The sequence below is a fragment of the Streptomyces sp. NPDC005566 genome, assembly GCF_040605575.1.
In the GTDB taxonomy this organism is placed as follows: Bacteria; Actinomycetota; Actinomycetes; order Streptomycetales; family Streptomycetaceae; genus Streptomyces.
Window position 1 is genome coordinate 368,589 of the sequence record NZ_JBEXDB010000003.1, and the last position, 26,069, is coordinate 394,657.

Below are 26,069 nucleotides of genomic sequence, written 5' to 3' on the forward strand. Positions count from 1 at the left end.
GGACCCGCTGCCCGTACGTCCGGACGGCAAGGGACCCCCGTCGTCGGCTCCGAGTGCCGTCATGGCGTGCCGGCCCCGTTGCCGCTGCCCGCTTCGTCCTCCCACCGGAGGGCGAGCGCGGTGGCCTTCCTGGTGGCCTCCGCCACCGCTTCGGCCGCGGCCTCCGGGCTCGCGCCGCTGCTCGCCTTCGCTGCCGCGTACCCCACCAGGAAGGTGGTCAGAGGTGCGGCAGGCCGGGCGACGCCATGGGCGGCATCACGGGCGAGATCGAGCAGAACGCCGGTGTCGACGTCGAGCTCGATGCCCAGTTCGTCCTTGACTGCGTTGATCCATTCATCCAGCACGGTCCCATGCTCCCTGATGCGCGCCCTGGCGGCAGCAATGTCTTCCCAGGTGTCGCAGTCGAACGAGGCCAGAGGACCCGCCTCGACCCGGACCAGGTCCAGTTCAGCGGTCAGCAGCCGCAGTGGCAGCCCCGCGAGACTGCCGTGCTCGGTGGCGAGAAGTGCGAGCTCACGGCGCAGCGGCTCGGCTCGGTAGACCGCGACGAGCGGCTGTTCCCGCCCGGCCGGGTCGGTGCACAGGGCGCCTTCGTGAGCTCCCGTCGCGGCAGCGGCCAGCAACGAACCGACGGTTGCCTCCCCCAGGAACGGCAGATCCGCGGAGAGCACCAGAACGCTCTCCGCGGACGTGTGCCGCATTCCCGCACCGAGCGCGGCCAACGGCCCGCCACCCGCAGGTACTTCGCGCGTCCAGGTGACCGGGCGCATGGTAGGCCTTCGCCCGCCCACCACTACGGTGGCCCCGGCGTCGACGCAGACGCCGAGCACCCGGTCGAGCAGCGCGCGCCCGCCCACCCGGACCCCTGGCTTGTCGGCTCCCCCGAGCCGCTTCGCGGCCCCTCCGGCAAGAACGATGGCGTCATACACGGTCATGCTCCGAGTATGAGTGCCACCCCGCCCCACCGATCCCGCGGGGGGAGCCCGCGTCCGGCTACAGCGTGCGCAGCAGAACCGCCGGCTGCTCCACGCAGTCGGCCACGTACCGCAGGAATCCGCCCGCCGTCCCGCCGTCGCAGACCCGGTGGTCGAACGTCAGCGAGAGCTGGACGACCTGGCGGACCGCCAGCTCACCCTGATGCACCCACGGCTTGGGCACGATCCGGCCGACCCCGAGCATGGCCGCTTCGGGGTGATTGATGATCGGTGTCGACCCGTCCACGCCGAACACCCCGTAGTTGTTCAGCGTAAACGTCCCGCCGGTCAGATCCGCCGGGGTCAGCTTCCCCGTCCGGGCCACCTCGGTCAGCCGGGCGATCTCCGCGCCGACCGACTCCACATTCCGGGAGTGCGCGTCCCGAACCACCGGAACGACGAGCCCCCGCTCGGTCTGGGCCGCGAAACCCAGATGGACCTCGGCCAGCCGGACGATCTCCCGCGCTTCGGTGTCCACGGTCGAGTTGAGTTCGGGGAACCGGGCCAGGGCCGCTGTGCAGATGCGCGCCAGCAGGGCGAGCACCGACACCTTGGGCGCCGCGGCGGAACCACCGGCCTTGTTCATAGCTGCCCGCGCCGCCATCAACTCGGTGGCATCGGCGTCGACCCAGCACGTGGCATCGGGAATCTCGCGCCTACTGCGCGCCAGCTTGTCGGCAACAGCGCCACGCACCCCGCGCAACGGAATACGCTCGCCCGTCGCACGGGACGCCGAAGCAGCCACCGGAGGAGTCGACGGAGCCACAGTGACAATCTGCTCCTCCTCCGCGACCCTGATCGCGGATTCGACATCGGTACGCAGAATCAGCCCGTCCCGCCCGGAACCCGCCACCAGCCGGAGATCGAGACCGTGCTGTCGCGCGAGCTTCCGAACGAGAGGAGAGATGACCGCCACGGGCCCCGGCGCCTCCTCCGCAGCAGGAACCGGAGCCGTGGCCGGAGGCGTGGCCGGAGCCGGAGCCAAAGCCGTGGCCGTGGCCGTGGCCGTGAATGCCTCGGGCCGGACCCGGCGGCGGCGCGCAGCGGGTGCGCCCGTGCCGTAGCCCACGAGCACATTGCCGGACGCCGAGTCGCTGCCGGACGCCGGCTCGGTCGCCGTCGCGGCACGGGATCCGGACGAGGAACCGGAAGCCGGCCCCTGTCCCGTCACCGGCTCCTGCGACCCGACAGCCACCGTCAGAAGCGGTGCGCCGACCGGAAGTTCGGCACCCTCCTCGCCGAACCTCGCCGTCACCACACCCCCGTAGGGGCACGGCACCTCCACCATCGCCTTGGCCGTCTCGACCTCGACGACCGGCTGGTCGATGGCGACAACATCGCCGACCTCCACCAGCCAGCGCACGATCTCCGCCTCGGTCAGCCCCTCACCGAGGTCGGGCAGTTTGAATTCGAGCACCTGCGGCATCAGTTGTCCGCCTCCCACTGGAGCCGGGCCACCGCGTCGAGCACCCGGTCCACACCAGGCAGATGGTGGCGCTCCTGCATCGGGGGCGGATACGGGATGTCGAACCCGGCCACCCGCAGCACCGGCGCCTCCAGATGGTGGAAGCACCGCTCGGTGACCCGGGCGGCGATCTCTCCACCCGGACCGCCGAAGCCCGAGGACTCGTGGACGACGACCGCACGCCCCGTACGCCGTACCGAAGCGGCGACCGTCTCGTCGTCGAACGGCACCAGCGAACGCAGGTCCACGACCTCGAGATCCCAGCCCTCGGCCGTGGCGGCCTCCGCGGCTTCCATGCACACCGGCAGCGACGGCCCGTAGGTGATCAAGGTCGCGCTGCGTCCTGAGCGGCGGACAACGGCCCGCCCGATCGGCTCGACCACGGCAGGCGCATCCGGCGACCACGCCGCCTTCGACCAGTAGAGCCGCTTCGGCTCCAGGAAGACCACCGGGTCGTCGGAGGCGATCGATTCCCTCAGCAGCCCGTACGCGTCCTCGACCGTGGCAGGCATGACGACGTGCAGACCGGGCGTCGCCATGTAGTACGCCTCGGAGGAGTCGCTGTGGTGCTCGACTCCGCCGATCCCGCCGCCGTACGGCACCCGGACCGTGATCGGCAGCGGCATGGCTCCCCGGGTCCGGTTCCTCATCTTCGCGACATGGCTGATCAGCTGCTCGAACGCCGGATAGGCGAACGCGTCGAACTGCATCTCCACGACGGGCCGCAGCCCGTACATCGCCATTCCGACCGCCGCGCCGAGGATTCCCGCCTCGGCCAGCGGCGTATCCGTACAGCGGTCGTCGCCGAACTCCTTCGCCAGACCGTCCGTGACGCGGAAGACACCGCCGAGTGTGCCGACGTCCTCACCGAGCACGTGCACGGTCGGGTCCTCGGCCATCGAATCGCGCAGCGCACGGCCGAGCGCCTGCGCCATGGTGGCCGGCTTGGCCGTGCCCGCCCGCTCACCGGGCTTCGCCGCCACAGTCGTCATCGACCTTCCTCCGCGCCGCTCTCGCCGTGCTCGGCGTCCAGCTCGACCCTCAACCGGGCCGCCTGCTCACGCAACTGCTCGGTCTGTTCCTCGTAGACATGGGAGAACAGGTCCATCGGATCGAGCACCGGATCTGCGTTCATCTGCTCGCGCAACCCCGCCGCCATGCGTTCCGCCGCCTCCCGCACCGTCCCGATGCCGTCCTCGTCCAGCAACCCGCGCCCGGTCAGCTCCCGCTCCAGCAGCCGGATCGGATCGTGCCCACGCCACGCCTCCACCTCGCTGTCGACGCGGTACCGGGTGGCGTCGTCGGCGTTCGTGTGGGCTTCCATGCGGTACGTGACGGCCTCGACCAACGTCGGTCCCCCACCACGCCTGGCCCGCGCCACCGCCTCGCCGAGCACCTGGTGCACGGCCGGCGCGTCGTTTCCGTCGACCAGGCGGCCCGGCATGCCGTAGCCCACGGCCTTGTGGGCCAAGGACGGCGCCGCCGTCTGCTTGGCCAGCGGCACGGAGATGGCGAAGCCGTTGTTCTGCACGAGGAAGACCACCGGTGCCCGCCAGACAGCCGCGAAATTGAGCGCCTCGTGGAAATCGCCCTCGCTCGTCCCACCGTCACCGACCATGGCGAGCGCCACTACGTCGTCCCCCTTGAGCCGCGCCGCGTGGGCCAGACCCACGGCATGCGGCAACTGGGTGGCCAGCGGGGTGCACAGCGGGGCGATGCGGTGCTCACGCGGGTCGTAACCGGTGTGCCGGTCTCCCCGGAGCAGCGTCAGCGCCTCCACCGGGTCGAGACCGCGCGCCACGGCGGCGAGAGTGTCCCGGTAGCTGGGAAACAGCCAGTCACGCTCCTCCAGCACGAGCGCCGCCGCGATCTCGCACGCCTCCTGACCGGTGCTCGACGGATACACCGCGAGCCTGCCCTGCTTGGTCAGAGCGGTGGCCTGCGTGTTGTACCGGCGGCCTCGCACCAGCTCCCCGTAGAGCCGGAGCAGCAGCTCGGGTTCGACGTCGGCAGCGGCGTCCGTACCGAGCACGCGGTACGGCTCAGGGTCCGGGAGCAGCGGCGCGGGGTCGGTGAGCGGCTTCCAGGCCGGGGGCGGCGTGGGCCTGTAGGCAGCTGCGCCGGGCAGCTCTTGGACCGTCATGACAAGCACCTCCTGGCATCGAGATACATCGAGGGGTGTTCGAAATCTTCAAGAATGTCAAGGAATAGGCGAGACACCGGTGTGGTGTGCCTCACCTACCGATTGTTCGGTCGTGGGGGCATTTTGGCTACAGGCACCGTCAGCCTGTGGACAAACGGTTCTCCACAGCCTGGGATGGAGTCAGGTCGTCCACAACAGGGAGGCAGGGGCAGATGGCAGCTGAACAAATGGCCGACAGGGGCGACGGCCCCGGCCAGGTTCCGCCCGCGCGGCCGCTGGACTCCATCGACCGCGACATCCTCCGCATCCTGCAGACGGACGGCCGCGCCTCCGTACGGGCGGTCGCCGAACGCGTCCACGTATCGCGGGCCAACGCCTACGCACGGATCAACCGCCTCGTCGAGGACGGCGTCATCCGTGGCTTCAGCGCACGGGTGAATCACGAGCGGGCGGGGCAGGGCGCCTCCGCGTACATCACGCTCAAGATCGTCCAGAACTCCTGGCGCACCGTGCGCGAACAGCTCCAGGCCCTTCCGGGGGCCACCCACATCGCCCTGGTCAGCGGCGATTTCGACGTCCTGCTCCTGGTCCACACCCCGGACAACAGGGCACTGCGCGAACTGGTCCTGACCAGGATCCAGGCCATACCCGAGGTGCTCTCCACCCGCACCCTGCTGGTGTTCGAGGAGACCGACCTGGGCCCCCGCCCGGACCGCACGACAGAGCTCACCTAGGGCTTTGCGTTCGGATCAGGCCGGATCAAGCCTGATCAGCGGCTGGCCCGCATCCCCTCGAAGGCCAGCTGGACAACGGTGTCGGCCAGTTGTTCCCGCTCGGCCGAGCCACCCGGCTGCGGGCGGTACCACTCGACCAGGGAGTTCACCATCCCGAAGAGCAGCCGTGTGGCCATGCGTATGTCCACGTCGGCGCGCAGGTCGCCGTCCGCCACGGCGGCCTTGAGCAGTTCCGACACCCGCTGATCGAACTCGCGCCGCCGCTCCAGGGCCGAGCGCTCGGTCGCGGTGTTGCCGCGCACGCGCAGCAGCAGCGTGACGTACGGCAACTCGTCCATCAGCACCTCGACGGTGCGGCGCGTCACGTACTCGACCCGCTCGATCGCCCGTCCCCGCGTCGCGCCCGGCTCCTCGAGAATCCCGAACAGACCGTCGAGCGCCCGGCTCACCGCGCGCCGCAGCAGCTCTTCCTTGCCGGTCACATGGTGGTAGATCGACGATTTGGAGATGCCCGCCGCCTTGGAGAGGTGCTCCATGGACGTGCCGTCGTAACCGCGCTCGTTGAAGACACGGACGGCAACGGTGAGGAGGGTCTCCGGGGTGTACGTGTCCCGCTTGGCCGTGGTCATGACCGCGATCCTCCCCCATGAGTTGTCCACAGGTTTCCTGGGGCCCCTTGTCCCGACCGATCGTTCGGTTACTCTAACTCCGTCCGCACATCCCTGCCCAGCTCGACGAGGAGTTGGTCCGTCATGGCCGCCGAGCTTTCCACCGAGAAGCTGTCCGAGACCCACCGCCCTACGCTCGACCAAGCCCTCGACGCGATCCGTACGCGCGCCTACTGGTCCCCGCACCCCGAGCACCCGAAGGCCTACGGCGAGGGCGGCCTTCCCGGCAGCCTGGGCGCGGCCGAGGGCAAGGCCGCGTTCGACGCGGTGCTGAACACCAAACTCGATCTCGGCCAGCCCGGGACCGACGGCTGGACCGGAGGGGAGGTCTCGCCCTACGGGCCGGAGCTCGGCGTCGAGTATCCGCACGTCGATCCGGACGTCCTGCTCCCGGCGATGTCCGCCGGGTCGGGCGCCTGGCGTGCGGCCGGACCGGAGACCAGGGCCCTGGTCTGCCTGGAGATCCTCGCCCGGATCAGCGGCCGCACCCACGAGCTCGCCCACGCCGTGATGCACACGAGCGGGCAGGCTTTCATGATGGCGTTCCAGGCAGGCGGCCCGCACGCGCAGGACCGCGGCGTGGAAGCGGTGGCCTACGCGTACGCGGAGCAGATCCGCACGCCCCGGACCGCCGACTGGTCAAAGCCCCAGGGCAAGCGTGACCCGCTCCAGCTGCACAAGTCGTACACGGCGGCCGGCCGCGGCATCTCCCTGCTGATCGGCTGCAACACGTTCCCCACGTGGAACGGCTACCCGGGCCTCTTCGCCTCGCTGGCGACCGGCAACCCGGTCCTGGTCAAGCCGCACCCCGGGGCGGTCCTGCCGCTCGCGCTGACCGTTCAGCTGGCACGCGAGGTGCTGTCCGAGGCCGGCTTCGACCCGAATCTGATCGCGCTGGCAGCCGAGCGGCCGGGCGAGGGCATCGCCAAGTCCCTCGCGGTACGCCCCGAGATCAAGATCATCGACTACACGGGCTCCTCCGCCTTCGGCGACTGGCTGGAGGCCAACGCCAGGCAGGCCCAGGTCTACACGGAGAAGGCCGGCGTCAACACGATCGTCGTCGACTCCACCGACAACTACCGGGGCATGCTCGCCAACCTGGCCTTCTCGCTGTCGCTCTACAGCGGCCAGATGTGCACCACCCCGCAGAACCTGCTCATCCCCCGGGACGGCATCACGACCGACGCGGGCGCCAAGTCGTACGAGGACGTGGTCACGGACATCGCGGAAGCCGTCAACGGGCTCCTCGGTGACGACGCCCGGGCCAACGGGCTGCTCGGCGCCCTGGTGAATCCCGACGTCAAAGCCCGCCTGGAGGCGGCAGCGTCACTGGGTGGCGTCGCCCTCGCCTCGCGCGCCGTGACCAATCCCGACTTCCCCGACGCGGTGGTCCGTACACCGGTCATCGTCAAGCTCGACGGCACCAAGCCGGATGAGGGGGCGGCCTACCTCTCGGAGTGCTTCGGCCCCGTATCGTTCGCGGTCGCGGTCGACTCGACCGCCGACGCGCTGGAGCTCCTGCGCCGCACCATTCGGGAGAAGGGCGCGATGACCGTCGGCGCGTACACCACGTCTCCGGACGTGGAGCGCGCGGTTGAGGACGTCTGCCTCGACGAATCCGCCCAGCTCTCGCTGAATCTGACGGGCGGGGTGTACGTCAACCAGACCGCGGCGTTCTCCGACTTCCACGGTTCGGGCGGCAACCCGGCAGCCAACGCGGCGCTGTGCGACGGAGCCTTCGTCTCCAACCGTTTCCGGGTGGTGGAGGTCCGCCGCCAGGCGTAGGGATCCACCGGCGGCCGGTGTCGGACGTCCGGTACCCCCGGTGTCCGGTGGGGTGGGGCGGGGCGGGCACAGCATGCGCCCCGCTCCACCGGCTACTGGGCCCGCGGGTCCGGGATGTCCGCGTACCGCTGCACCCACGCGTGCATCGCGATGGCCGCTGCCGCGCCTGCGTTGATCGACCGAGTCGAGCCGAACTGCGCGATCGAGCACACCATCGACGCGTGCCTGCGCGCGTCCTCCGTCAGCCCGGGCCCTTCCTGCCCGAACAGCAGCACGCACCGTCGCGGCAGCTCCGTACGCTCCAGCGGCACGGCCCCGGGAAGGTTGTCGATCCCGATGATCGGCAGTTGCTCGGCCGCCGCCCACGCGGTCAGGTCCGCGGTGTCGGGGTGGTGCCGCACGTGCTGGTAGCGATCGGTGACCATCGCCCCCCGCCGGTTCCAGCGCCGCCGACCCACGATGTGGATCTCCTTGGCGAGGAAAGCGTTGGCGGTGCGCACCACCGAACCGATGTTGAAGTCGTGTCCCCAGTTCTCCACCGCGACATGAAAGTCGTGCCGTCGCAGATCGAGATCGGCGACGATCGCCTCCCTCGTCCAGTACCGGTAGGAGTCGCCCACGTTGCGCCTGTCCCCCTGGGCGAGCAGCTCGGGGTCGTAGCGCTCCCCCTCGGGCCAGGGCAGCGGATGAGGGCCGACGCCGATCTCCGTGCCGTAGCCGTCGTCGTACTGGATCGGTTCGGCGGACGGATCGGGGGCCGTGGTCGCCGGGGGCTCTTGTGTACTACCGGTCTCGCTGCTCACCCGACGAGCGTATGGCTACCGCCACCGCCGTGCTGCGGTGCCTCCTGTTCCTGACCGCCCGGCCGCCGCTGCCCGGGCAGCACGGGCAGCACGGGCGTGCCGGCCGGGCGGGAGAACAGCCGCTGCCGGCCACGCGTCACCTTGGCTCCCAGCCACATCAGGAAGACGGTCGGCAGGAAGACGGCGTCCGCGGCGATCATCGCCATCGAGAAGAACGGCAGGCCCAGGAGGACGGCGATTCCGGCGTGCTCACCGATCATGACGACCAGCAGGACGTTCTTGACCCGGCGGTTGAACAGCGTGAAGGGGAAGGCGACCTGCACGATGACCGTGGCGTACGTCAGCACCATGACGGCCAGGGCGCTGGACGCGAGAAGTCCGGACAGTCCTGGCCAAGGCGTGAAGTAGTCGAGCTTGAGCGGGTAGTAGAGCGCGGTGCCGTCCTGCCAGCGCGAACCCTGGATCTTGTACCAACCGGCGGTCGCGTAGATCAGGCAGACCTCGGCCATGATCACGACGAGGGCGGCGCTGTGGGCGAGGTTGGCCACGACGTCGAGCAGCGTGCGCAGCTCACGGTCAGGTGCGTAGCGGTTCACCAGCCACCAGCCGGCGTTCCCCAGCCACAGCACCCACAGGAGTGACTTCAGCCACCACGTGCCGCCGAGCCCACCCATCAGTGTGGCCACGAGCAGGACGGGGCCGACCGCGGCCCAGAGAAGCGGACCCGCCACGTCCCGGACCGGAGCACGGCCCTCCGCGACCCTGGCCGCGTCCAGTCCCGCCCGGCGCGCATCCAGCGACCAGACACGCGCGCAGCGCGTCAGCACCAGGTAGACGGCCAACAGGTGGATGACGTTGTCGCCGCCGTCGCCCATGAAGATGCTGCGGTTCTGCAGCGAGAGGACCCCGACCATGAAAAGGACGGACGAGACGCGGGTGCGCCACCCGATCATCAGAAGGGCGGCCGACAGCACCGTGAGCGCGTACACGATCTCGAACCAGAGCGCGCTGTCGGACCACATGAGGGCCGTGAAGGCTTCGTTGCTGTGGAGCAGCTGACGCGCCATGTCCCAGCGCCAGGGGCCGTCGGGGCCGTACAGCTCATGGCGGTGCGGCAGCTCACGCAGCAGGAACAGCAGATAGGTGGCGGAGACACCGATCCGGACGACGGCACTCTGGTACGCGCCGAGGGGCGAAGCGGTGACGCGCTGGATGCCACGGGCGAGACGGTCGGCATTCCGTACGTTCTTCCGGATCCGAGAGGTGGGTGCGCTCACTTCTCCGCCTCCTCGCCCTGGGCTGCCCGGTCCGCCGCAGCTGACTCGGGGAGATCGTCCGAAGTGACTGTCCACCATGGGAGCACCCGGTAGTGCGGCTTGGTGCTGATCTTCTCGCTGCTCCACGGCGGCGCCCCGACGGAACGCACGGCGGACCGTATCTGGATGCGTTCGACCGTGCCGGCGTAGTTGTGGTCGATGAGGCGCAGCATCACGATCCGGCGGATGTAGCGCTCGGAGAGCTCGCCGCGCAGACCGTTGGGGCGGTTCTTGTTGTCGTGGGAGCCCACGTAGAAGTCCCAGGCACGACGGAGCTCGTTCTGGTGGACGTGGCTGGGGAGGGGGTTTCCGCGTATCGCCTCACCGTCCTCGCCTGAGAGGCTCATCCAGCGCGTGGTGCGTCGGCCGTCGTCGCCGACGATGTCGGCCCTTACATGCACGGCGACATTCTGCTGGAGCGGATTGGGAGCGAACAGCTTCCAGTTCTGCTCGAACTCCGGGTAGACCCAGGCGTCGACCGATTCGCCGTGCTGCTTCGTCAGGGTGTTGGACGGTGCGACGTGCAGGAACACCATGGCCAGATGGCCGAAGGCCAGCAGCCCGATGACCGACAGCGCCAGCGCTGCGGTGACCTGGTACGGAAGCGAGAGCGCCGCTATTCCGCCGCTCGGACGGCGAGGCTGCCCGGAAGCCGCGCCGACTGCTGGGGCGGTGCCGGGTGCCGGTCCGGGATCCGCGCCGGCTGCGAAGCCGGGTGCGGGAGCTGCACCGGGTACGACGGCGGGCGCGGTGCCGGGTGCGGGAGCTGCACCGGGTGCGACATCCATGGCCGTGTCCGGCCGGCGGCCTGCCCCGGTGCCGGGTATCTCCGCCGACGCGGCACCCGCGTCTTCGTCCCCGCTGTCGGGGTGCGGGGTGGCAGCGTGCGGCTCCCCGTCCGGACCGGCTTCCCGGTGACTCACCACCTCCGGCCAGGCGAGCTTCTTCTCGCTTCCGGCGTGCCCACCGTGGTCCGAATCCATCCCGCCCCGATCACCATCGATCACCACTCAGTTATCCACAGGGTTGACACCCTACGGGCCTCCGACTCACCATTGAAGTCAATGAACCGAACGATCGGTCGGTAGGGAGTGCGGGATGGCGGCAGTGACTGCGGACCAGACGACGCAGGGGACGGCAGGCACGGCGGACGCTGCACGCGCCGCGGCATTCGACGCCGCGGTGGCAGCCGACGACCGGATCGAGCCGCGGGACTGGATGCCTGACGCCTACAGGGCTTCACTGGTCCGCCAGATGGCCCAGCACGCGCACTCCGAAATCATCGGCATGCAGCCCGAGGCCAACTGGATCACCCGCGCGCCCTCGCTGCGCCGCAAGGCGATCCTGATGGCGAAAGTGCAGGACGAGGCGGGCCACGGGCTGTATCTGTACAGCGCCGCCGAGACGCTCGGCACCAGCCGCGAGGAGCTGCTCGACAAGCTCCATGCGGGCCGCCAGCGCTATTCGTCGATCTTCAACTACCCGACGCTGACCTGGGCGGACGTCGGTGCGATCGGCTGGCTGGTCGACGGCGCCGCAATCACCAACCAGGTGCCGCTGTGCCGCTGCTCCTACGGCCCGTATGCGCGGGCGATGGTCCGGATCTGCAAGGAGGAGTCCTTCCACCAGCGTCAGGGGTACGAGCTCCTCCTCGCTCTCAGCCGAGGCACCGCCGCCCAGCACGAGATGGCTCAGGACGCGGTGAACCGATGGTGGTGGCCGTCGCTGATGATGTTCGGCCCCCCCGATGACGCATCGGCGCACTCGGAACAGTCGATGGCCTGGAAGATCAAGCGGCACTCCAACGACGAGTTGCGTCGGCGCTTCGTCGACATCTGCGTCCCGCAGGCACAAGCGTTGGGCCTCACCCTCCCGGACCCCGACATCCGGTGGAACGAGGAGCTCGGACAGCACGACTACGGGGCGATCGACTGGACGGAGTTCCAGGAGGTCCTCAAGGGCAACGGCCCCTGCAACGACGAACGGCTCGCCCAGCGACGCACGGCCCACGAAGAGGGCGCCTGGGTCCGGGACGCGGCAGCGGCATACGCAGACAAGCACGCAGCAAAGCCCGGGGCATCCGGAGCAAGCGCAGAGCCCGGGGAGGCAACAGCATGAGCAGCTCGACCGACTGGCCGCTGTGGGAGGTGTTCGTGCGCTCACGGCGCGGGCTCTCGCACACCCACGCAGGCAGCCTCCACGCGCCTGACGCGGAGATGGCCCTGCGCAACGCACGCGATCTGTACACGCGCCGCTCGGAAGGCGTCTCCATCTGGGTCGTTCCCTCGACCGAGATCACCGCTTCCTCGCCGGACGAGAAGGACTCGTTCTTCGAACCCGCCGGGGACAAGCCCTACCGCCACCCCACGTTCTACGAGATCCCCGAAGGGGTGAAGCACCTGTGACCGCGGCCCTCGCACTCGGCGACGACGCGCTGGTGCTCTCGCACCGGCTGGGGGAGTGGGCAGGGCATGCCCCCGTTCTGGAGGAGGAAGTGGCCCTGGCCAACATCGCCCTGGACCTGTTGGGACAGGCCAGACTGCTGCTCTCGTTCGTCGGCGACGAGGACGAGCTGGCCTTTCTCCGCGAGGAGCGCTCCTTCCGCAACCTTCAGCTGGTCGAGCAGCCCAACGGCGACTTCGCCCACACCATCGCCCGCCAGCTCTACTTCTCCGTCTACCAGCACCTGCTCTACGAGCAGTTGGCCGCGGGCGAGGGCGAGTTCGCGGACCTCGCGGCGAAGGCGGTCAAGGAGGTCGCCTACCACCGCGACCACGCGGAGCAGTGGGTCCTGCGGCTCGGCGACGGCACCGCGGAGAGCCATGAGCGCATGCAGCGCGGCCTGGACACGCTGTGGCGGTTCACCGGCGAGCTGTTCCAGCCCGTCGAGGGAGTCGATGCCGACTGGGAGGCCTTGCAGAACAGTTGGCTGACTGCCGTCACCTCCGTGGTCGAGCGGGCCACGCTGACGCTCCCGTCCGGCCCGCGGTCCGGAGCGTGGACGGCAGGAGCGGGCCGGCAGGGTCTGCACACCGAGCCGTTCGGGCGGATGCTCGCCGAGATGCAGCACCTGCACCGCAGCCACCCGGGGGCGTCATGGTGACCGAGACCCTCCTGGAAGCGGAGCTCCACCGGCTCGCGGGCTCCGTGCCCGACCCCGAGCTGCCGGTCATCACCCTGGATGAGCTCGGTGTGCTCCGCGGTGTGCAGATGCACGGCCCGGACAGGGTCACCGTGCAGCTCACTCCGACGTACACCGGCTGCCCGGCGATCGAAGCTATGTCCGCCGATATCGAGCGGGTGCTTCACGAACACGGTGTGGCCGAGGTCTCCGTCGTGACCGTCCTCGCCCCGGCCTGGTCGACGGACGACATCAGCGACGAGGGCCGGCGCAAGCTCGCCGAGTTCGGCATTGCTCCGCCCCGTCCCGGAGGCGGGCCGAGCGGACCGGTGCCGCTGACCCTCGCGGTGCGCTGCCCGCACTGCGGTTCCACCGATACGGAGCTGCTGAGCCGGTTCTCCTCCACCGCGTGCAAGGCACTGCGCCGCTGCGTCGACTGCCGCGAACCGTTCGACCACTTCAAGGAGTTGTAGATGTTCCATCCGCTCCGGGTCAGCGCCATCGAACGGATCACGGACGATGCGGTGGCTGTCACCTTCGCCGTGCCGGCCGAACTGCGCGAGACCTTCCGCCACAGCCCCGGCCAGCACCTGAATGTGCGTTACAGCGCCGCAGGCGAGGAGATCCGCCGGTCGTACTCGATCTGCGCACCGGCCGTCCAGGAGCCGGGCGACCCGGTGCTCAGGGTGGGCATCCGCATGGTCGACGGCGGTGCCTTCTCCACGTACGCGCTCAAGGAACTGGCCGTCGGCGACCAGGTGGAAGCAATGGCCCCCATGGGCCGCTTCGTGCTCGACCCGCGCCCCGGCCATTTCGCGGCGATCGTCGGAGGCAGCGGCATCACACCGGTGCTGTCGATCGCGGCGACGCTGCTGGCGAGGGAACCCGCAGCCCGCTTCTGCCTGATCCGCAGTGACCGTACGGCTGCCTCGACGATGTTCCTGGACGAGGTGGCCGACCTCAAGGACCGCTATCCGGACCGGTTCCACCTGGTGACGGCGCTGTCCCGGGAGGAGCAGGCGGCCGGGCTCCCATCCGGCCGACTGGACCGCGAGCGGCTCACCGGGCTACTGCCCGCGATCCTGTCGGTGTCCGACGTGGACGGCTGGTTCCTGTGCGGGCCGTTCGGACTGGTCCGTGGAGCTGAAGGTGCGCTGCGAGAGCTCGGCGTCGACCGGGCCCGTATCCACCAGGAGATCTTCCACGTCGCCGACGAGGGAACGGCATCACCGTCCGTTGCCCGGGCCGCCGCACCTGCGGCCAGCACGCTCACAGCGACCCTCGACGGCCGCTCGGGCACGTGGCCCGTGCAGGACGGCGAATCCTTGCTGGAGACGGTTCTGCGGAGCCGCTCGGACGCCCCCTATGCCTGCAAGGGCGGTGTGTGCGGAACCTGCCGGGCCTTCCTGGTCACGGGCGAAGTGCGGATGGACCGCAATTTCGCTCTGGAGCCGGAGGAGACCGGGGCGGGGTTCGTGCTGGCCTGCCAGTCGCACCCGCTCACCCCGGAGGTCGAGCTCGACTTCGACCGCTGAGGCTCGGCCCCGCTCAACCGCTTGCCCGCTCAACCGCTTGCACCGCTTGCACCGCTTGTCCGCTGAACCGCAGTGGCCCGAACCGTCGCGCCCCAGAGCCGTCGGGGCCGGAACGTCAACGAGGACCGAGCAGCCCACCGGCCGCTCGGTCCTCGTTCACAAACAGCTGGAGGACGTTGAGGAACGTCTGAGTCAGGAACGTCGGAGAAGGAGGCCTCAGAGCACGAAAGCCGACGTGCCGTTGTCGGTGACCATGGGGCGCCCCGCACCGTCCCAGGCGAGCATTCCGCCGTCGATGTTCACCGCGTCGATCCCCTGCTGCACCAAGTACTGGGTGACCTGTGCGGACCGGCCGCCGACCCGGCACATCACATGCACACGCCGCCCGTCGTCGGCCGCCTCGGTCAGCTCACCGAACCGGGCCACGAAGTCACTCATGGGAATGTGCAGCGCGCCTTCGACATGCCCGGCCGACCACTCGTCGTCCTCGCGGACGTCCAGCACGAAGCCGTCCGACGGCATTGCCGCGACATCCACAGAGGGCAGTGGGGCGAAATTCATGGGTCATGCCTTCTCTCGTACATACGCGCCAGAGTCACCGGAAACGCTACTGCACCAGGCCCGCCAGCTCGGCCTCACGCTGGGACACCTCGCCCAGCAGCTTCTCGCCGATGTCGTCGAGAAGCCGGTCGGGGTCGTCCGGAGCCATCCGCAGCATCGAACCGATCGCGCTGTCCTCCAGCTCTCTGGCCAGAACAGTGAGCAGCTCCTTGCGCCTGCTGAGCCACTCCAGCCGGGCGTAGAGCTCCTCGCTCTCGCTGAGCCGGAGCTCCGGTGCCACCGGGCCCGCCGCCCATTCCCCGGCCAGCTCCTTCAGCAGCTCCACATCTCCACGGCCGTAGGCAGCGTTGACGCGGGCGATGAACTCATCGCGGCGTGCCCGCTCCGTCTCGTCCGGTGCCAGGTCCGGATGCGCCTTGCGTGCCAGCTCGCGATAGAGCTTGCGCGCCTCCTCGCTGGGCCTGACCCGCTTCGGAGGTCGGACCGGCTGATCCGTGAGCATGGCCGCGGCCTCGGGTGAAAGACCGTCGGAGTCCATCCAGTCGTGGAACAGCTCGTCGACCCCCGGCATCGGCATGACGATCGCGCGGGCCTCCTGCGCCTTGCGCAGATCCTCCGGATCACCGGACTTCTCGGCCCGCGCTTCCGCGATCTGCGCGTCGAGCTCGTCCAGTCGCGCGTACATCGGGCCGAGCTTCTGGTGATGCAGCCGGGAGAAGTTCTCCACCTCCACCCGGAAGGTCTCTACTGCGATCTCGAATTCGATCAGCGCCTGCTCGGCCACCCGGACGGCTTTCGCAAGCCGCTCCTCGGGCCGGGGCGCACCGGCTGCATCCGCCGCATCATCGGCCGCACCACCACTGGTCGCGTCACCGACCGTGCCGGAGTCAGCCGTGCCGGCATCAGCCGCGCCGGAGCCAGCCGCACCGGAATCGTGCTGACCGGCCTGCGGTGCGTCGTGCGCATCACCCTGCAGGCCACCCTGCGACGTATCGGGCGCGGCAAACGCATCGTCCTGCCGGTCGTGGTTCTGCCGGTCTTCGTCGTTCCGGGTGGTCGGCACCCCGGGGGCTTCGTCGGTCACCCGTCCAGCGTATGGCCACGGCCCGCACACCGAGGACCCGCGGTCGCCTGCGAGCCCCTCATACGCCGAGCTCGGCGGCTATCCGCCCGGCTCCGACGGCCCGTACGAGCTCGGCGTGGTCCGCCTCGGTCCTGTCCGCGTACGTCACCGCGAAATCGGCTACCGCCTCGTCCAGCTCGGCATTCTTCCCGCAGTAGCCGGCAAGCAGGCGGGGATCGGCACTGTGCGCGTGGGCCCTGGCCAGCAGTGCGCCCGTCATCCGTCCGTAGTCGTCGACCTGGTCCGCGGCGAGAGCGGCCGGGTCCACGCTCCCCTTGCGATTCCTGAACTGCCGTACCTGGAAGGGCCTGCCGTCGACCTCCGCCCAGCCGAGCAATATGTCGCTGACGACCTGCATCCGCTTCTGCCCGAGCACCACCCGGCGCCCCTCGTGCGCCACGTCCGGCACATCGAAACCGGCCTGCGGGAGATAGGGCGCCAATGCGGAGGGGCGGGCCTCCTTCACCTGCAGGACCAGCGGTTCACCCCGGTGATCGAGCAGCAGCACCACGTACGACCGGGTGCCCACGCTTCCCGTACCCACCACTCGGAACGCCACATCGTGGATCGCGTACCGGGCCAGCAGCGGAACACGGTCCTCCGAAATCGTGCCGAGGTAACCGCTCAGACCCGCCGCGACCGCCGCGGCCTCCGCGTCCGGCACCCGGCGCAGCACAGGTGGTGCGTCGACGAAGCGCCGTCCGCCGTCCTCGGAGTCCTCCGTGGACCTGGCGGCGAAGCGGGCACTCGTGTTGCTGCGGGCCTTCGCCGAGACCCGCTCCAGTGTCCCGAGCAGGTCCCGGGCATCGGTGTGAGAGACGAGCTCCTCGTCCGCAATGGCGTTCCAGGCGTCGAGTGAGGGCAGTGCGGCGAGCAGGCGCATCGTGCGGCGGTAGGCACCCACCGTGTCGTACGCGCCCTGGCGACAGGTGTCCTCGTCCGCTCCGGCTTCGCGGCCCGCGAGCACCAGCGAGGTGGCGAGCCGCTTGAGGTCCCACTCCCACGGACCGAGGACGGTCTCGTCGAAGTCGTTCAGATCGATGACGAGGCCGCCGCGGGCATCGCCGTAGAGACCGAAGTTGGCCGCGTGCGCGTCGCCGCAGAGCTGCGCGCCCACACCCGTGACCGGCGTACCCATGAGGTCGTGGGCCATCAGCCCGGCCGAGCCGCGCATGAAGGCGAACGGCGTAGCGGCCATCCGCCCCACCCGGATCGCCGTGAGGCCGGGCACCCTGCCGCGGTTCGACTCCTCGACCGCCTGCACCGCGTCGGGCCGGCCGGCAGGAAGGACCAGGGAGCTGTGCGAGGCCCGCGGAACCGTGGCCCGCAGCGCCTTGCCCGCCGCCTTCGGAGATCCCCCGTCCGACGCTCCCGCGACCCCACGCTGCGCGAACCCGGGCACGACCGGAATGCGCGCATCCACCGCTGTCGCCCGCTGCACCAACACCATCGCATCGACTTCACTCATGGAGCGCCGCCTCCCCCGCCCTCGTCGACCCGTTCCGTCCAACATCAACTGCGGACGACGGTACAGCTGTCCCGCGACGGCCGTCTGCCCCTGTGGACAAGTCCGGGAACCGGCCTGTGGACAACTCCGGGACGCCGCGAACGGCTCAGACCCCGACCGCCTCTTCCATCTCCTCCTCGGCCCTCGTCCCCGGCGCGGCAAGAGCTTCGACGCGGGATCTCTCGGCAGCCGCGCGACGCCCCTTCGCCTCGGCCGCACCGGCCACACCCATGAAGGCCAGTCCCGCCACGAACCACACCGCGAGCACCAGCACGTGGCCCTCCAGTGCGTGGCCGCCGAAGTACACGTGGCTGCGTACGCCTTCGACGAAGCCCGCGCCGTTCCAGAAGGCGTGGAGCGAGCCGAAGAATCCCGGCTGGAGCTCCGGCCGGAAGATGCCGCCCGAACTGGTGAAGTTGAGCATGACGAAGAGCACCATCACGCCGAGCGTGGTCCACCGCTTGAGAAAGGTGTGCAGCCCGACGCCGATGAGCAGTATTCCTGCCGAGTAGAGCCACGCCATGGTCCAGAGCCCGCCGAGCCCATGGTCCACGAGGCCGAACAGCGGCCCTGCGAACACCGCACCGATCACGCTCACCACGAGCGAGGCGCCGACAGCAAGTGCGGCCCTGATCCGCAGCACCAGCACCGCGCCCGCCCCGCCGATCACCGCGACCGACGCGTACGACCCGATACTGAGGGCCACCAGAAGGAAGAAGATCCCCTGGCCGGTCGGATCGCCGTCCGCGGTCGGCTCGGCATTCGTCACCTTGAGGGGCGCCCCCTGTTCGGCAGCGACGCCGGTGAAGACCTTCTGCACCACCGTCGCGCTGGTTTCCGACGAGGCGGTGGCCACGATCAGTTCGGGGCTGCTTCCGGGCAGGTAGGCGCCGTAGCTCTGCTGTGTCCGCAGGTGGTTCACCGCAGTGTCGCGGTCGGCTACCGTACGCACACTCAACGCACCGTCACCCCTGTCCTGCAAGGTCTGTGCGAGCACGTGGGCACTCGCTCCCGAGCCGACGACGTCCACCCTCAGGTCGTGCGGTTCCGGCGCGTGAAAGGCACCCAGGTAAGCGAGCCCCATGCCGACGCACATCAGCAGCGGCGTAACGAGATGACTGAGCACATGACGCAGCGCACCGGCAGTGGAGCCGGACGGCGCACTCGGACCTGCGGACATACGAGCAGTCCAATCGTTGGCTTTTACAACTTCTAACTCGTTGTAGCATACAACTAGATTTCGAGAAAGGTGACTCCGTGGCAGGCGCCCCCCGGAAACGCGAAGAGTCGCTGGACGTCATCCAGCGCGAACTGACCGCCTTCGCACGCCGTGCACGCGCAGCCGCGGCACGCCTCCACCCGGAGCTGCCCCTGGTCTCGTACACACTGCTCGCCCACATCGACCACCGGCACGGCTGCCGCGCAACCGACCTGGCGGCGCACTACATGCTGGACAAGTCGACGGTCAGCCGACAGGTCGCCGCCCTGGAGAAGCTCGGCCTGGTCGAGCGCCATCCGGATCCGGACGATCACCGCATCCAGGTGCTGCACCCCACCGCCACGGGCACGCGGGCGCTCGCCTCGACCCAGGCCAGCCGCCGCGCGGCCTACCGGGAGCGCCTTTCCGAGTGGACGGCGGACGACCTGGCGCAATTCGCGGAGTACCTGCTGCGCTACAACACGGCCGGTGACGACGACACCTCGCGATAGACGTTTCGCCCGCACCGCCGGACTTGCCCGGTGAGCGATCAGACACACCGCCGATCCACCCGTCAGGCGATCTCGCACATCGCCGATCCACCCGTCAGGCGATCACGCGCACCACCGGCCCCACGGCGACAGGTCAGCAGCCGCCCGAATCGATCAGATACGTGTCGGCCCACTGCCCCAGCTCCTTGAGCGCCGGCCCCATCGCGGCACCGGCCTCCGTCAAGCGGTAGGAGACGCGCAACGGGGGCCCTTCGTCGACCTCGCGCACGACGAGACCCGCGGCCCCCAGCTCGGAGAGCCGGTCCGAGAGCATGCGTTCACTGATGCCCGGGATAGCCCGTCGCAGATCCGCGAAGTGCACCGGCTGCTGCATCAGCACCGAGACGATCGGGCCCGTCCACCGCTTCCCGAACAGCTCGAAGACGCGGCTGATGCCCACATCCACCCGCCGACAGGCCTGTGCGTCGTGATCTGCCATGGCTCCAGAGTACTGCGCCACCGTGAGGGACTTATGAAAAGTAAGTAACTGTGTTATCAATAGCTACATACGAAAACGCCAGCATGGCTCGGGCGCGTCCCAGGCGCTCCCGTGACCCGGAACCGAGCCCCGCCCACCCGACTCCCTGTGGAGATCACCATGGCCACGCTTCTGCACCTCGACTCCGCCGTCTTCCCCCAGGACTCCACGTCTCGTGCGATCACCGCCGCATTCGTCGAGACCTGGCGCGAGCAGCACCCCGGCGGTCAGGTCGTGTACCGGGATCTCGCCGCCGATCCCTTGCCCCACCTGGATGCCACGGCCGTCTCCGCCGGCGCCGACGACGCACTGCGCAGCAAGCTGGCCGCCGAGCTGGCCGGCGCGGACGCCGTGCTGATCGGCGCTCCGATGTACAACTTCTCGATCCCGTCCACCCTGAAAGCGTGGCTGGATCAGGTGATCATCGTCGGACACAACGTAGGCGCCGACAGCCCGGTCACCGGTACCCCTGTCACCGTCGTTGCCAGTCGCGGCGGTTCGTACGCCCCCGGCACTCCTCGCGAGGGCTTCGAGTTCGTCCAGAATTACCTGGAGAAGGTACTGACCGGCATGTTCGGCGTCGAAGTCGAATTCATCGTGCCGGAGTTGACGCTGGCGCACTCGAAACCCGAGATGGCCGAACTCATCCCGCTCGCCGAAGCTTCCCGCGCACAGGCATTCAACGACGCCACAGAGAAGGCCAAGTCCCTCGCGGCACGTCTCGCCGCCTGAGCGTTCGAAAACAGCCGGGTCAACCGGGCAGCACGGCCAGGGCCGCGGAGCAGACCAGCGCTTCGTGGCCCTGTCTTCACCTCCTCACGGCTCCCGGACCGGCGCACGCACACCTTCCGTACGACTCCCATGCAGTGCAGATCCGACGTTTCACGTGAAACAACGGCCGCATCCAGCCGCCATCCCCGTTACGGTCATCCGCTGACCCCTATTCATCACCGAGCGGGAAGCGGAGACAGCCATCCCCACCATCCGAATCGTTCTGGCCGATGACGAGACGATGATCCGCGCCGGAATCCGCGCCATCCTCTCCGGGGATCCCGAGATCGACGTCGTGGCCGAGGCCTCCGACGGCCGTGAAGCCGTCGCGCTTGCCCTTGAACACCGCCCGGATGTCGTCCTCATGGACATCCGCATGCCTGTCATGGACGGACTCGCGGCAACCGAGGAAATCAAGCGCGCCTCCACCGGAATCTCAGTCCTCGTCCTGACGACGTTCTCCGAAGACGAATACGTCAGCAGGGCACTCAGCGGTGGGGCCAGCGGCTTCATGCTCAAGTCGGGGGACCCGCGCGAGTTGCTCGCGGGCGTGCACACGGCCGCAGCCGGCGCCTCCCATCTCTCCGCGAAAGTGGCACAGCACGTCATCGCGGAACTGAACCGAGGGGCAGGAGCACAGGCCGACGCGCGCAGCACCGCGCTGCGCGCGAGGGTGGACGCGCTGACCGAACGCGAACGGCAGGTGCTCGTTCTGCTCGGCAGCGGGCTGTCCAATGCGGAGATCGGGCAGCGGCTCCACGTCGTGGAGGGCACGGTCAAGAGTTATGTGGGATCGGTCTTCTCCGCACTGGGCGTACGCAACCGCGTCCAGGCCGCGATCGTCGCCTACGAGACCGGGCTGATCGGCGGTGCCTGAATCGGGGCTGCCCCATCGCCACCAGAAGGCCGCTCAGCGCCCCAGGACGGGCACCAGCCCTCTCCGCCCCCGGAGCCGGCCCACGGCCCAGCTGCCAGGAACTGTCAGAGTCCCCACCAGCAGCGGGGCAGTCAGCGCTCCCAGCAGCAGACCGGCCGCCACATCGTGCAGATAGTGGACGCCCACGTAGACACGGGACAGCGCGACCAGCACCGCCAGGGGCAGGACCAGCAGACCCACCAGGCGCCAGGTGAGCAGAAGAGTCATGGCCGACGCCGCAGCGATGACCGCGTGGTTACTGGGAAAGGACCAGTCGCCCGGCTCCGGGCACGAGGCGATCGGCCTGACGCCGGGGATGTCCCGGCAGGGGCGTTCCTCATGAAGCCAGACTTTGACGATCTCGCTGACGACGTAGACCACGGCGACAACGAGCGGGGCGAGCAGAGCGTGGGCCATGGCTCTGTTGTCGCGTGTACGGGCCCTCCACCACTGGACGACGAAGAGAACGACGAACACGAGAATTCCGCCCTCGGTGACCAATTCACCCAACCCCTGCACCCACCCCGGCGTGCCGGCTGCCCATTCCGTGATGTCGCGGTACGCCCCGACCCCGTACTCCGGACCCGCCTTCGCCGAGCGGACCATGTTTTCCGGCTGAACCACGTTGTTGTACATACTCGGTGCCGCTCTCCGTACGCCGATTCCCGCGTCTCCATGTCATCTGGAACGTAGGTTCCGACGGGGCACGGCCACATCCCGCGGAAGCAAGCCGTCACCCCCACTTTCGTCATGCCGTGGAACGACCTTCGGCATCCCTCGACGTCAGTCGCGATCCGTCCGGAGGCGCGATTCGGTCGTCAACTCGGTCTTGTCGACCAGCCGGTCGTGGGCGAAGCACAGGCGGTACACGTCGACATTGACGAACAGGGCGGCGTCGGCCCTGTAGTAGCTGCAGGTGGCTCCCGCCGGCTCGGGCCGGTGCTCCGAAGGGGCGTCGCTCATTTCCCTGGAAGGAAGCAGCCGACTGACCGCGTCCGCGGGTGCACCGGTCTCCAATTGCGCGTACGCGGACGGCGGAAGTACCGATGAAGCGGCCCCGTACGCGTAATAGCCCAGCATGGCGACGGCAAGGCAGGCGAACAGACCGAGCGGAAGGCCGACCGCAACGACGAAACGCCGCCGCAGCCCCGCCGTGGCACGCATGAGCCCGCCCGGAGCCGCTCCCGGGCCCGAACCAGCCGGCGATGCTCCAGCAGACTCTCCTCCGTCGGGCAGCGCCCCAGCAGGAATGACCTCCGGGGCACTTCCCGCCGCCCTGTCCGCCCCGGTGCCTGCCCGGCCCGACCCGCGCGGGAGCCGCGCGATCACCTCGAAACCGCCGTCAGGCAGCACACCCGCCCGGAATTCACCGCCCGCCAGCCGGGTCCGCTCCTGCAGCCCTATCAGCCCGCGACCGCCCTGCGCGCGGTTCTCCAGCGGGTCCCGGGCCGGCGGACCGTTCCGTACGGCCACGGTGACCTCGAGCGGGGTGTGATCCAGTCGCACGGCAACCGCTGCTCCGGGAGCGTGCTTCATCACATTGGTCAACGACTCCTGCACCACCCGGTACACGGCCTTGTCCGTCATGCCCGGCAGTTCGTCGGCCTCTCCGGTGCACCGGAGCTCCACACCCGCGCCGGAGGCACGCGCCCGGTCCACCAGCGCCACCACACCGGGATGCGAAGGCTCCAACGGCGCCGGCGTCCCCTCCTCGCGCAGGATTCCGATGATGTCCCGCAGCCGCTCCATCGCCTCGGCCGCACCCGCGCGGAGTCCTGCCGCCGTCTCCCGATGGTGGTCCGCCAGGTCCGGGGCGATCTGTAGAGCCCCGGCCCGTAGCGCGATCAGATTCAGCTCGTGCCCCAGGGAATCGTGCATGTCCTCCGCGATACGGGCCCGCTCCCGCAGCCGTGCCTGCTCGACCCTCCCGCGCTGCTGGAGCTCCAGCTGCCTGGCATGTTCCCAGCCGGCCGCCTGAAGCTCGTACCTCTGGCGCGCGTACCGGCCCAGCAGCCAGGGGAGCAGCCCGGCGAAGATCAGCCCCGACGCCGACACCGCCCACATGGGCACCGTCAGACCCGACGAGACACCGCCGGCCAGCGCCGCGACACCCACCGGCCCCAGCACCCGCAGCGCCGCCCGCCGGTCCACCTGCAGTCGTCCCACGGCGTAACTCATGACACACACGGCCGGAAGGCGGGCCATGACGGCGACGGAGTCGACATCGTCGAGCAGCAGCGCGAAAGTCCACCACAGCCCCGCACACAGGGCCAGGGACACCAGCGGCCGCGTACGCCGCACCGCGACAGCGATGCCGACGACAGCGGCACCGAGGAGGGTCTCCCACCGCCGGCTCCCGTCGAGTCCGGATCCGGGGACCAGGGCGACGGCCGGAACGTTGAGCGTCGCCCACAGCAGGACCGAGCCGACGAGGGTGGATTTCACGCGGACCACGCTAGCCGTGCAGAAGGATCCGCAACCGGCCGGTGGATCAGCAGCCGGGCCGCGGATCCGCACCGCCAAGGGCGCCGGGCAGGACGGTGGATCCGCACAACGAAGAACCCCCGCTCCGGATCTCTCCTGAGCGGGGGTTCTGTCGAACCAACCCGGCAGTTGCAAGCAACTGCCAGTTGTGCGCGAGGGGGGATTTGAACCCCCACGTCCCTAAGGACACTGGCACCTGAAGCCAGCGCGTCTGCCGTTCCGCCACTCGCGCATGAGTGGTGTTTTCAGACTCTCCCACCGAGTGGTGCGAGCGCCTGGCGACAACCGGAAGATTAGCACGCTGGACAGGGTGGATTCACATCCGTTGTTTCGCCGGACGCACGGAGGGAACCGGGAACCCGGGGCCGACGCCCCCACTCCTCCTGAGTGCACCCGGAGTGCGGGACACTGTCAGGAGGCCACCTCTACGATCCATGTGAGAGGTGACACTCATCCACTGTGCAGACAAGGGGAACCAGCCGATTTCCCGACGCGTGGATACGATCAGTAAGCAGTACAGGGACGACGACACCGGAGGAGGTGCCCCATGGGAGTCATGAAGCGTTTCGAGCAGCGTCTCGAAGGTCTGGTCAATGGCACCTTCGCCAAGGTCTTCAAGTCCGAGGTGCAGCCGGTCGAGATCGCGGGAGCCCTCCAGCGCGAGTGCGACAACAACGCACAGATCTGGAACCGCGAGCGGACTGTTGTGCCCAACGACTTCATCGTCGAGCTCAGCACCCCCGACTACGAGCGGCTCAGCCCGTACTCGGGTCAGCTCGGCGACGAGCTGTCCGGCCTGGTCAGGGACTACGCCAAGCAGCAGCGATACACCTTCATGGGACCCATCAAGGTCCACCTGGAGAAGGCGGACGACCTTGATACAGGGCTCTACCGGGTACGCAGCCGGACCCTGGCGTCGAGTTCGTCACAGCAGGGCCAGCAGAACCGGCCCGCACCCCAGGCCCAACCGAACCGTCCCGCGGCCCCACAGGCGCCGGGCGGCTACGGCTACCCTCCGGCCTCCCCTCCGCCCATGCCCGCGGCCCCGCCGCCGGGCTCCGGGCGCCAGGGAGGCCCTTCCAGCGACTGGCGCCCGCCGACCGCGTCCGGGCCCGCGCCCGACGCGCAGGTGCGGCGCTGGATCGAGATCAACGGCAACCGCCATCAGATCTCCCGCCCGACGTTGGTGATGGGACGAAGCACCGACGCCGACGTGCGGATCGACGACCCCGGCGTATCGCGCCGGCACTGTGAGATCCGGACCGGAACGCCCTCGACGATCCAGGATCTCGGGTCTACCAACGGCATCGTGGTAGACGGGCAGCACACCACCCGCGCTACGCTCCGCGACGGCTCGCGGATCGTCGTGGGCAACACCACCATCGTTTACCGGCAAGCCGAAGGGTGAAGCGGGGGCAATGTCAGAGCTGACCCTGACGGTCATGCGGCTAGGTTTCCTGGCTGTTCTGTGGCTATTCGTAATCGTGGCCGTCCAGGTCATTCGCAGTGACCTGTTCGGAACGCGCGTCACGCAGCGCGGCTCACGCCGCACTGCGGCCGACGCGCGCCCGCAGCAGGCTCGCCAACAGCAGGCAGCGCCGCCTCAGCAGCGCCAGCAGCCCGGTCGCCAGCGGCGCGGGGCACCCACCAAGCTGGTCGTCTCCGAAGGCACGCTCACCGGCACCACCGTCGCGCTCCAGGGCCAGACCATCACCCTGGGCCGGGCGCACGACTCAACGATCGTGCTGGACGACGACTACGCGTCCAGCAGGCATGCCAGGATCTACCCGGACCGTGACGGCCAGTGGATCGTCGAGGATCTAGGGTCCACCAACGGCACCTATCTCGACCGGACCCGGCTCACCACCCCGACACCTGTTCCGCTGGGCTCGCCGATCCGCATCGGCAAGACCGTCATCGAGCTGCGGAAGTAGTA

27 protein-coding genes and 1 tRNA gene are annotated in these 26,069 nt (G+C 69.3%); 12 read left to right on the forward strand and 16 right to left on the reverse strand.

Going from position 1 to position 26,069, the window contains the following annotated elements; genetic code table 11:
- Nucleotides 1-59: 59 nt before the first annotated feature.
- Genes ABZS61_RS06980 through pdhA form a run of 4 tightly spaced genes read right to left on the reverse strand, consistent with a single transcriptional unit; the run spans nt 60 to nt 4,582 of the window.
- Nucleotides 60-935: a DUF6457 domain-containing protein gene (locus tag ABZS61_RS06980; RefSeq protein WP_356417108.1), complete on the reverse strand. Its 876-nt coding sequence runs from the start codon at nt 933-935 to the stop codon at nt 60-62.
- Between the two features lie 58 nt (nt 936-993).
- Nucleotides 994-2,400 carry a dihydrolipoamide acetyltransferase family protein gene (locus ABZS61_RS06985; protein WP_356417110.1) on the reverse strand — a complete coding sequence of 469 codons (1,407 nt, stop codon included), beginning with the start codon at nt 2,398-2,400 and terminating at the stop codon, nt 994-996.
- Entirely contained in the window at nt 2,400-3,431 is a 1,032-nt protein-coding gene (locus ABZS61_RS06990) for an alpha-ketoacid dehydrogenase subunit beta (protein ID WP_356417112.1), read from the reverse strand. Before ABZS61_RS06990 ends, ABZS61_RS06985 begins: the two co-directional genes overlap by 1 nt.
- Entirely contained in the window at nt 3,428-4,582 is a 1,155-nt protein-coding gene (gene pdhA / locus ABZS61_RS06995) for a pyruvate dehydrogenase (acetyl-transferring) E1 component subunit alpha (RefSeq protein WP_356417113.1), read from the reverse strand. The genes ABZS61_RS06990 and pdhA overlap by 4 nt, the downstream gene beginning before the upstream one ends.
- A gap of 212 nt (nt 4,583-4,794) precedes the next feature.
- Between pdhA and ABZS61_RS07000 the strand changes: the two genes are divergently transcribed.
- Nucleotides 4,795-5,316: an Lrp/AsnC family transcriptional regulator gene (locus tag ABZS61_RS07000; protein WP_356417114.1), complete on the forward strand. Its 522-nt coding sequence runs from the start codon at nt 4,795-4,797 to the stop codon at nt 5,314-5,316.
- A 35-nt stretch (nt 5,317-5,351) separates the two neighbouring features.
- On the opposite strand, the gene ABZS61_RS07005 is transcribed toward ABZS61_RS07000, so the two are convergent.
- Complete coding sequence (locus tag ABZS61_RS07005) at nt 5,352-5,945, reverse strand: TetR/AcrR family transcriptional regulator (RefSeq protein ID WP_356417115.1); 594 nt, start codon at nt 5,943-5,945, stop codon at nt 5,352-5,354.
- 123 nt (nt 5,946-6,068) lie between these two features.
- Between ABZS61_RS07005 and paaN the strand changes: the two genes are divergently transcribed.
- Nucleotides 6,069-7,769, forward strand: a complete 1,701-nt coding sequence (gene paaN / locus ABZS61_RS07010) for a phenylacetic acid degradation protein PaaN (RefSeq protein ID WP_356417116.1) — start codon at nt 6,069-6,071, stop codon at nt 7,767-7,769.
- A 92-nt stretch (nt 7,770-7,861) separates the two neighbouring features.
- Here the strand turns inward: paaN and ABZS61_RS07015 are convergent, their stop codons facing one another.
- From ABZS61_RS07015 to ABZS61_RS07025, 3 genes are read right to left on the reverse strand one after another with little or no spacing between them, the layout of a single operon-like run.
- Nucleotides 7,862-8,572: a TrmH family RNA methyltransferase gene (locus ABZS61_RS07015; protein WP_356417117.1), complete on the reverse strand. Its 711-nt coding sequence runs from the start codon at nt 8,570-8,572 to the stop codon at nt 7,862-7,864.
- The gene (locus ABZS61_RS07020; protein ID WP_356417118.1) at nt 8,569-9,849 is read right to left on the reverse strand and encodes an HTTM domain-containing protein; all 1,281 of its coding nucleotides are present in this window, start codon (nt 9,847-9,849) and stop codon (nt 8,569-8,571) included. Before ABZS61_RS07020 ends, ABZS61_RS07015 begins: the two co-directional genes overlap by 4 nt.
- Nucleotides 9,846-10,871 carry a DUF5819 family protein gene (locus ABZS61_RS07025; protein ID WP_356417119.1) on the reverse strand — a complete coding sequence of 342 codons (1,026 nt, stop codon included), beginning with the start codon at nt 10,869-10,871 and terminating at the stop codon, nt 9,846-9,848. The genes ABZS61_RS07020 and ABZS61_RS07025 overlap by 4 nt, the downstream gene beginning before the upstream one ends.
- A gap of 115 nt (nt 10,872-10,986) precedes the next feature.
- Here ABZS61_RS07025 and paaA point away from each other — a divergent pair, with 115 nt between their 5' ends.
- From paaA to ABZS61_RS07050, 5 genes are read left to right on the forward strand one after another with little or no spacing between them, the layout of a single operon-like run.
- Nucleotides 10,987-12,006 (forward strand): 1,2-phenylacetyl-CoA epoxidase subunit PaaA, encoded by a 1,020-nt coding sequence (paaA, locus tag ABZS61_RS07030; RefSeq protein ID WP_356417120.1) that lies wholly within the window; start codon nt 10,987-10,989, stop codon nt 12,004-12,006.
- Nucleotides 12,003-12,293 carry a 1,2-phenylacetyl-CoA epoxidase subunit PaaB gene (paaB, locus tag ABZS61_RS07035; protein WP_030972485.1) on the forward strand — a complete coding sequence of 97 codons (291 nt, stop codon included), beginning with the start codon at nt 12,003-12,005 and terminating at the stop codon, nt 12,291-12,293. The genes paaA and paaB overlap by 4 nt, the downstream gene beginning before the upstream one ends.
- Complete coding sequence (gene paaC / locus ABZS61_RS07040; RefSeq protein WP_356417121.1) at nt 12,290-12,991, forward strand: 1,2-phenylacetyl-CoA epoxidase subunit PaaC; 702 nt, start codon at nt 12,290-12,292, stop codon at nt 12,989-12,991. Before paaB ends, paaC begins: the two co-directional genes overlap by 4 nt.
- Nucleotides 12,985-13,482, forward strand: a complete 498-nt coding sequence (gene paaD / locus ABZS61_RS07045; RefSeq protein ID WP_356417122.1) for a 1,2-phenylacetyl-CoA epoxidase subunit PaaD — start codon at nt 12,985-12,987, stop codon at nt 13,480-13,482. The genes paaC and paaD overlap by 7 nt, the downstream gene beginning before the upstream one ends.
- Nucleotides 13,483-14,544 (forward strand): 2Fe-2S iron-sulfur cluster-binding protein, encoded by a 1,062-nt coding sequence (locus ABZS61_RS07050; RefSeq protein WP_356417123.1) that lies wholly within the window; start codon nt 13,483-13,485, stop codon nt 14,542-14,544.
- Between the two features lie 216 nt (nt 14,545-14,760).
- Here the strand turns inward: ABZS61_RS07050 and ABZS61_RS07055 are convergent, their stop codons facing one another.
- From ABZS61_RS07055 to ABZS61_RS07070, 4 genes are all read right to left on the reverse strand, one after another.
- Nucleotides 14,761-15,105, reverse strand: coding sequence for a rhodanese-like domain-containing protein (locus tag ABZS61_RS07055; RefSeq protein ID WP_356417124.1), 345 nt, complete (start codon nt 15,103-15,105; stop codon nt 14,761-14,763).
- 46 nt (nt 15,106-15,151) lie between these two features.
- Entirely contained in the window at nt 15,152-16,189 is a 1,038-nt protein-coding gene (locus ABZS61_RS07060; RefSeq protein ID WP_356417125.1) for a J domain-containing protein, read from the reverse strand.
- Nucleotides 16,190-16,247: 58 nt separating this feature from the next.
- Nucleotides 16,248-17,696 carry a DUF2252 domain-containing protein gene (locus ABZS61_RS07065; protein ID WP_356417126.1) on the reverse strand — a complete coding sequence of 483 codons (1,449 nt, stop codon included), beginning with the start codon at nt 17,694-17,696 and terminating at the stop codon, nt 16,248-16,250.
- Nucleotides 17,697-17,841: 145 nt separating this feature from the next.
- Nucleotides 17,842-18,915, reverse strand: coding sequence for a hypothetical protein (locus ABZS61_RS07070; protein ID WP_356417127.1), 1,074 nt, complete (start codon nt 18,913-18,915; stop codon nt 17,842-17,844).
- Nucleotides 18,916-18,992: 77 nt separating this feature from the next.
- Here ABZS61_RS07070 and ABZS61_RS07075 point away from each other — a divergent pair, with 77 nt between their 5' ends.
- Entirely contained in the window at nt 18,993-19,445 is a 453-nt protein-coding gene (locus ABZS61_RS07075; protein ID WP_356417128.1) for a MarR family winged helix-turn-helix transcriptional regulator, read from the forward strand.
- A 133-nt stretch (nt 19,446-19,578) separates the two neighbouring features.
- Here the strand turns inward: ABZS61_RS07075 and ABZS61_RS07080 are convergent, their stop codons facing one another.
- Nucleotides 19,579-19,923: a helix-turn-helix domain-containing protein gene (locus ABZS61_RS07080; protein ID WP_329209169.1), complete on the reverse strand. Its 345-nt coding sequence runs from the start codon at nt 19,921-19,923 to the stop codon at nt 19,579-19,581.
- A 159-nt stretch (nt 19,924-20,082) separates the two neighbouring features.
- Here ABZS61_RS07080 and ABZS61_RS07085 point away from each other — a divergent pair, with 159 nt between their 5' ends.
- Nucleotides 20,083-20,694 carry an NAD(P)H-dependent oxidoreductase gene (locus ABZS61_RS07085; protein WP_356417129.1) on the forward strand — a complete coding sequence of 204 codons (612 nt, stop codon included), beginning with the start codon at nt 20,083-20,085 and terminating at the stop codon, nt 20,692-20,694.
- Nucleotides 20,695-20,935: 241 nt separating this feature from the next.
- A complete protein-coding gene (locus ABZS61_RS07090) occupies nt 20,936-21,610 on the forward strand; it encodes a response regulator transcription factor (protein ID WP_356417165.1) in 675 nt (224 codons plus the stop codon).
- A 33-nt stretch (nt 21,611-21,643) separates the two neighbouring features.
- On the opposite strand, the gene ABZS61_RS07095 is transcribed toward ABZS61_RS07090, so the two are convergent.
- From ABZS61_RS07095 to ABZS61_RS07105, 3 genes are all read right to left on the reverse strand, one after another.
- A complete protein-coding gene (locus tag ABZS61_RS07095; protein WP_356417130.1) occupies nt 21,644-22,273 on the reverse strand; it encodes a phosphatase PAP2 family protein in 630 nt (209 codons plus the stop codon).
- Between the two features lie 159 nt (nt 22,274-22,432).
- The gene (locus ABZS61_RS07100; protein WP_356417131.1) at nt 22,433-24,094 is read right to left on the reverse strand and encodes a histidine kinase; all 1,662 of its coding nucleotides are present in this window, start codon (nt 24,092-24,094) and stop codon (nt 22,433-22,435) included.
- A gap of 188 nt (nt 24,095-24,282) precedes the next feature.
- A tRNA-Leu gene (locus tag ABZS61_RS07105) sits at nt 24,283-24,365 on the reverse strand.
- 315 nt (nt 24,366-24,680) lie between these two features.
- Here ABZS61_RS07105 and ABZS61_RS07110 point away from each other — a divergent pair.
- Together ABZS61_RS07110 and ABZS61_RS07115 are read left to right on the forward strand one after the other, a co-directional pair.
- Nucleotides 24,681-25,541: a DUF3662 and FHA domain-containing protein gene (locus ABZS61_RS07110; protein ID WP_356417132.1), complete on the forward strand. Its 861-nt coding sequence runs from the start codon at nt 24,681-24,683 to the stop codon at nt 25,539-25,541.
- 10 nt (nt 25,542-25,551) lie between these two features.
- A complete protein-coding gene (locus ABZS61_RS07115) occupies nt 25,552-26,067 on the forward strand; it encodes an FHA domain-containing protein (RefSeq protein ID WP_356417133.1) in 516 nt (171 codons plus the stop codon).
- Nucleotides 26,068-26,069: the final 2 nt, after the last annotated feature.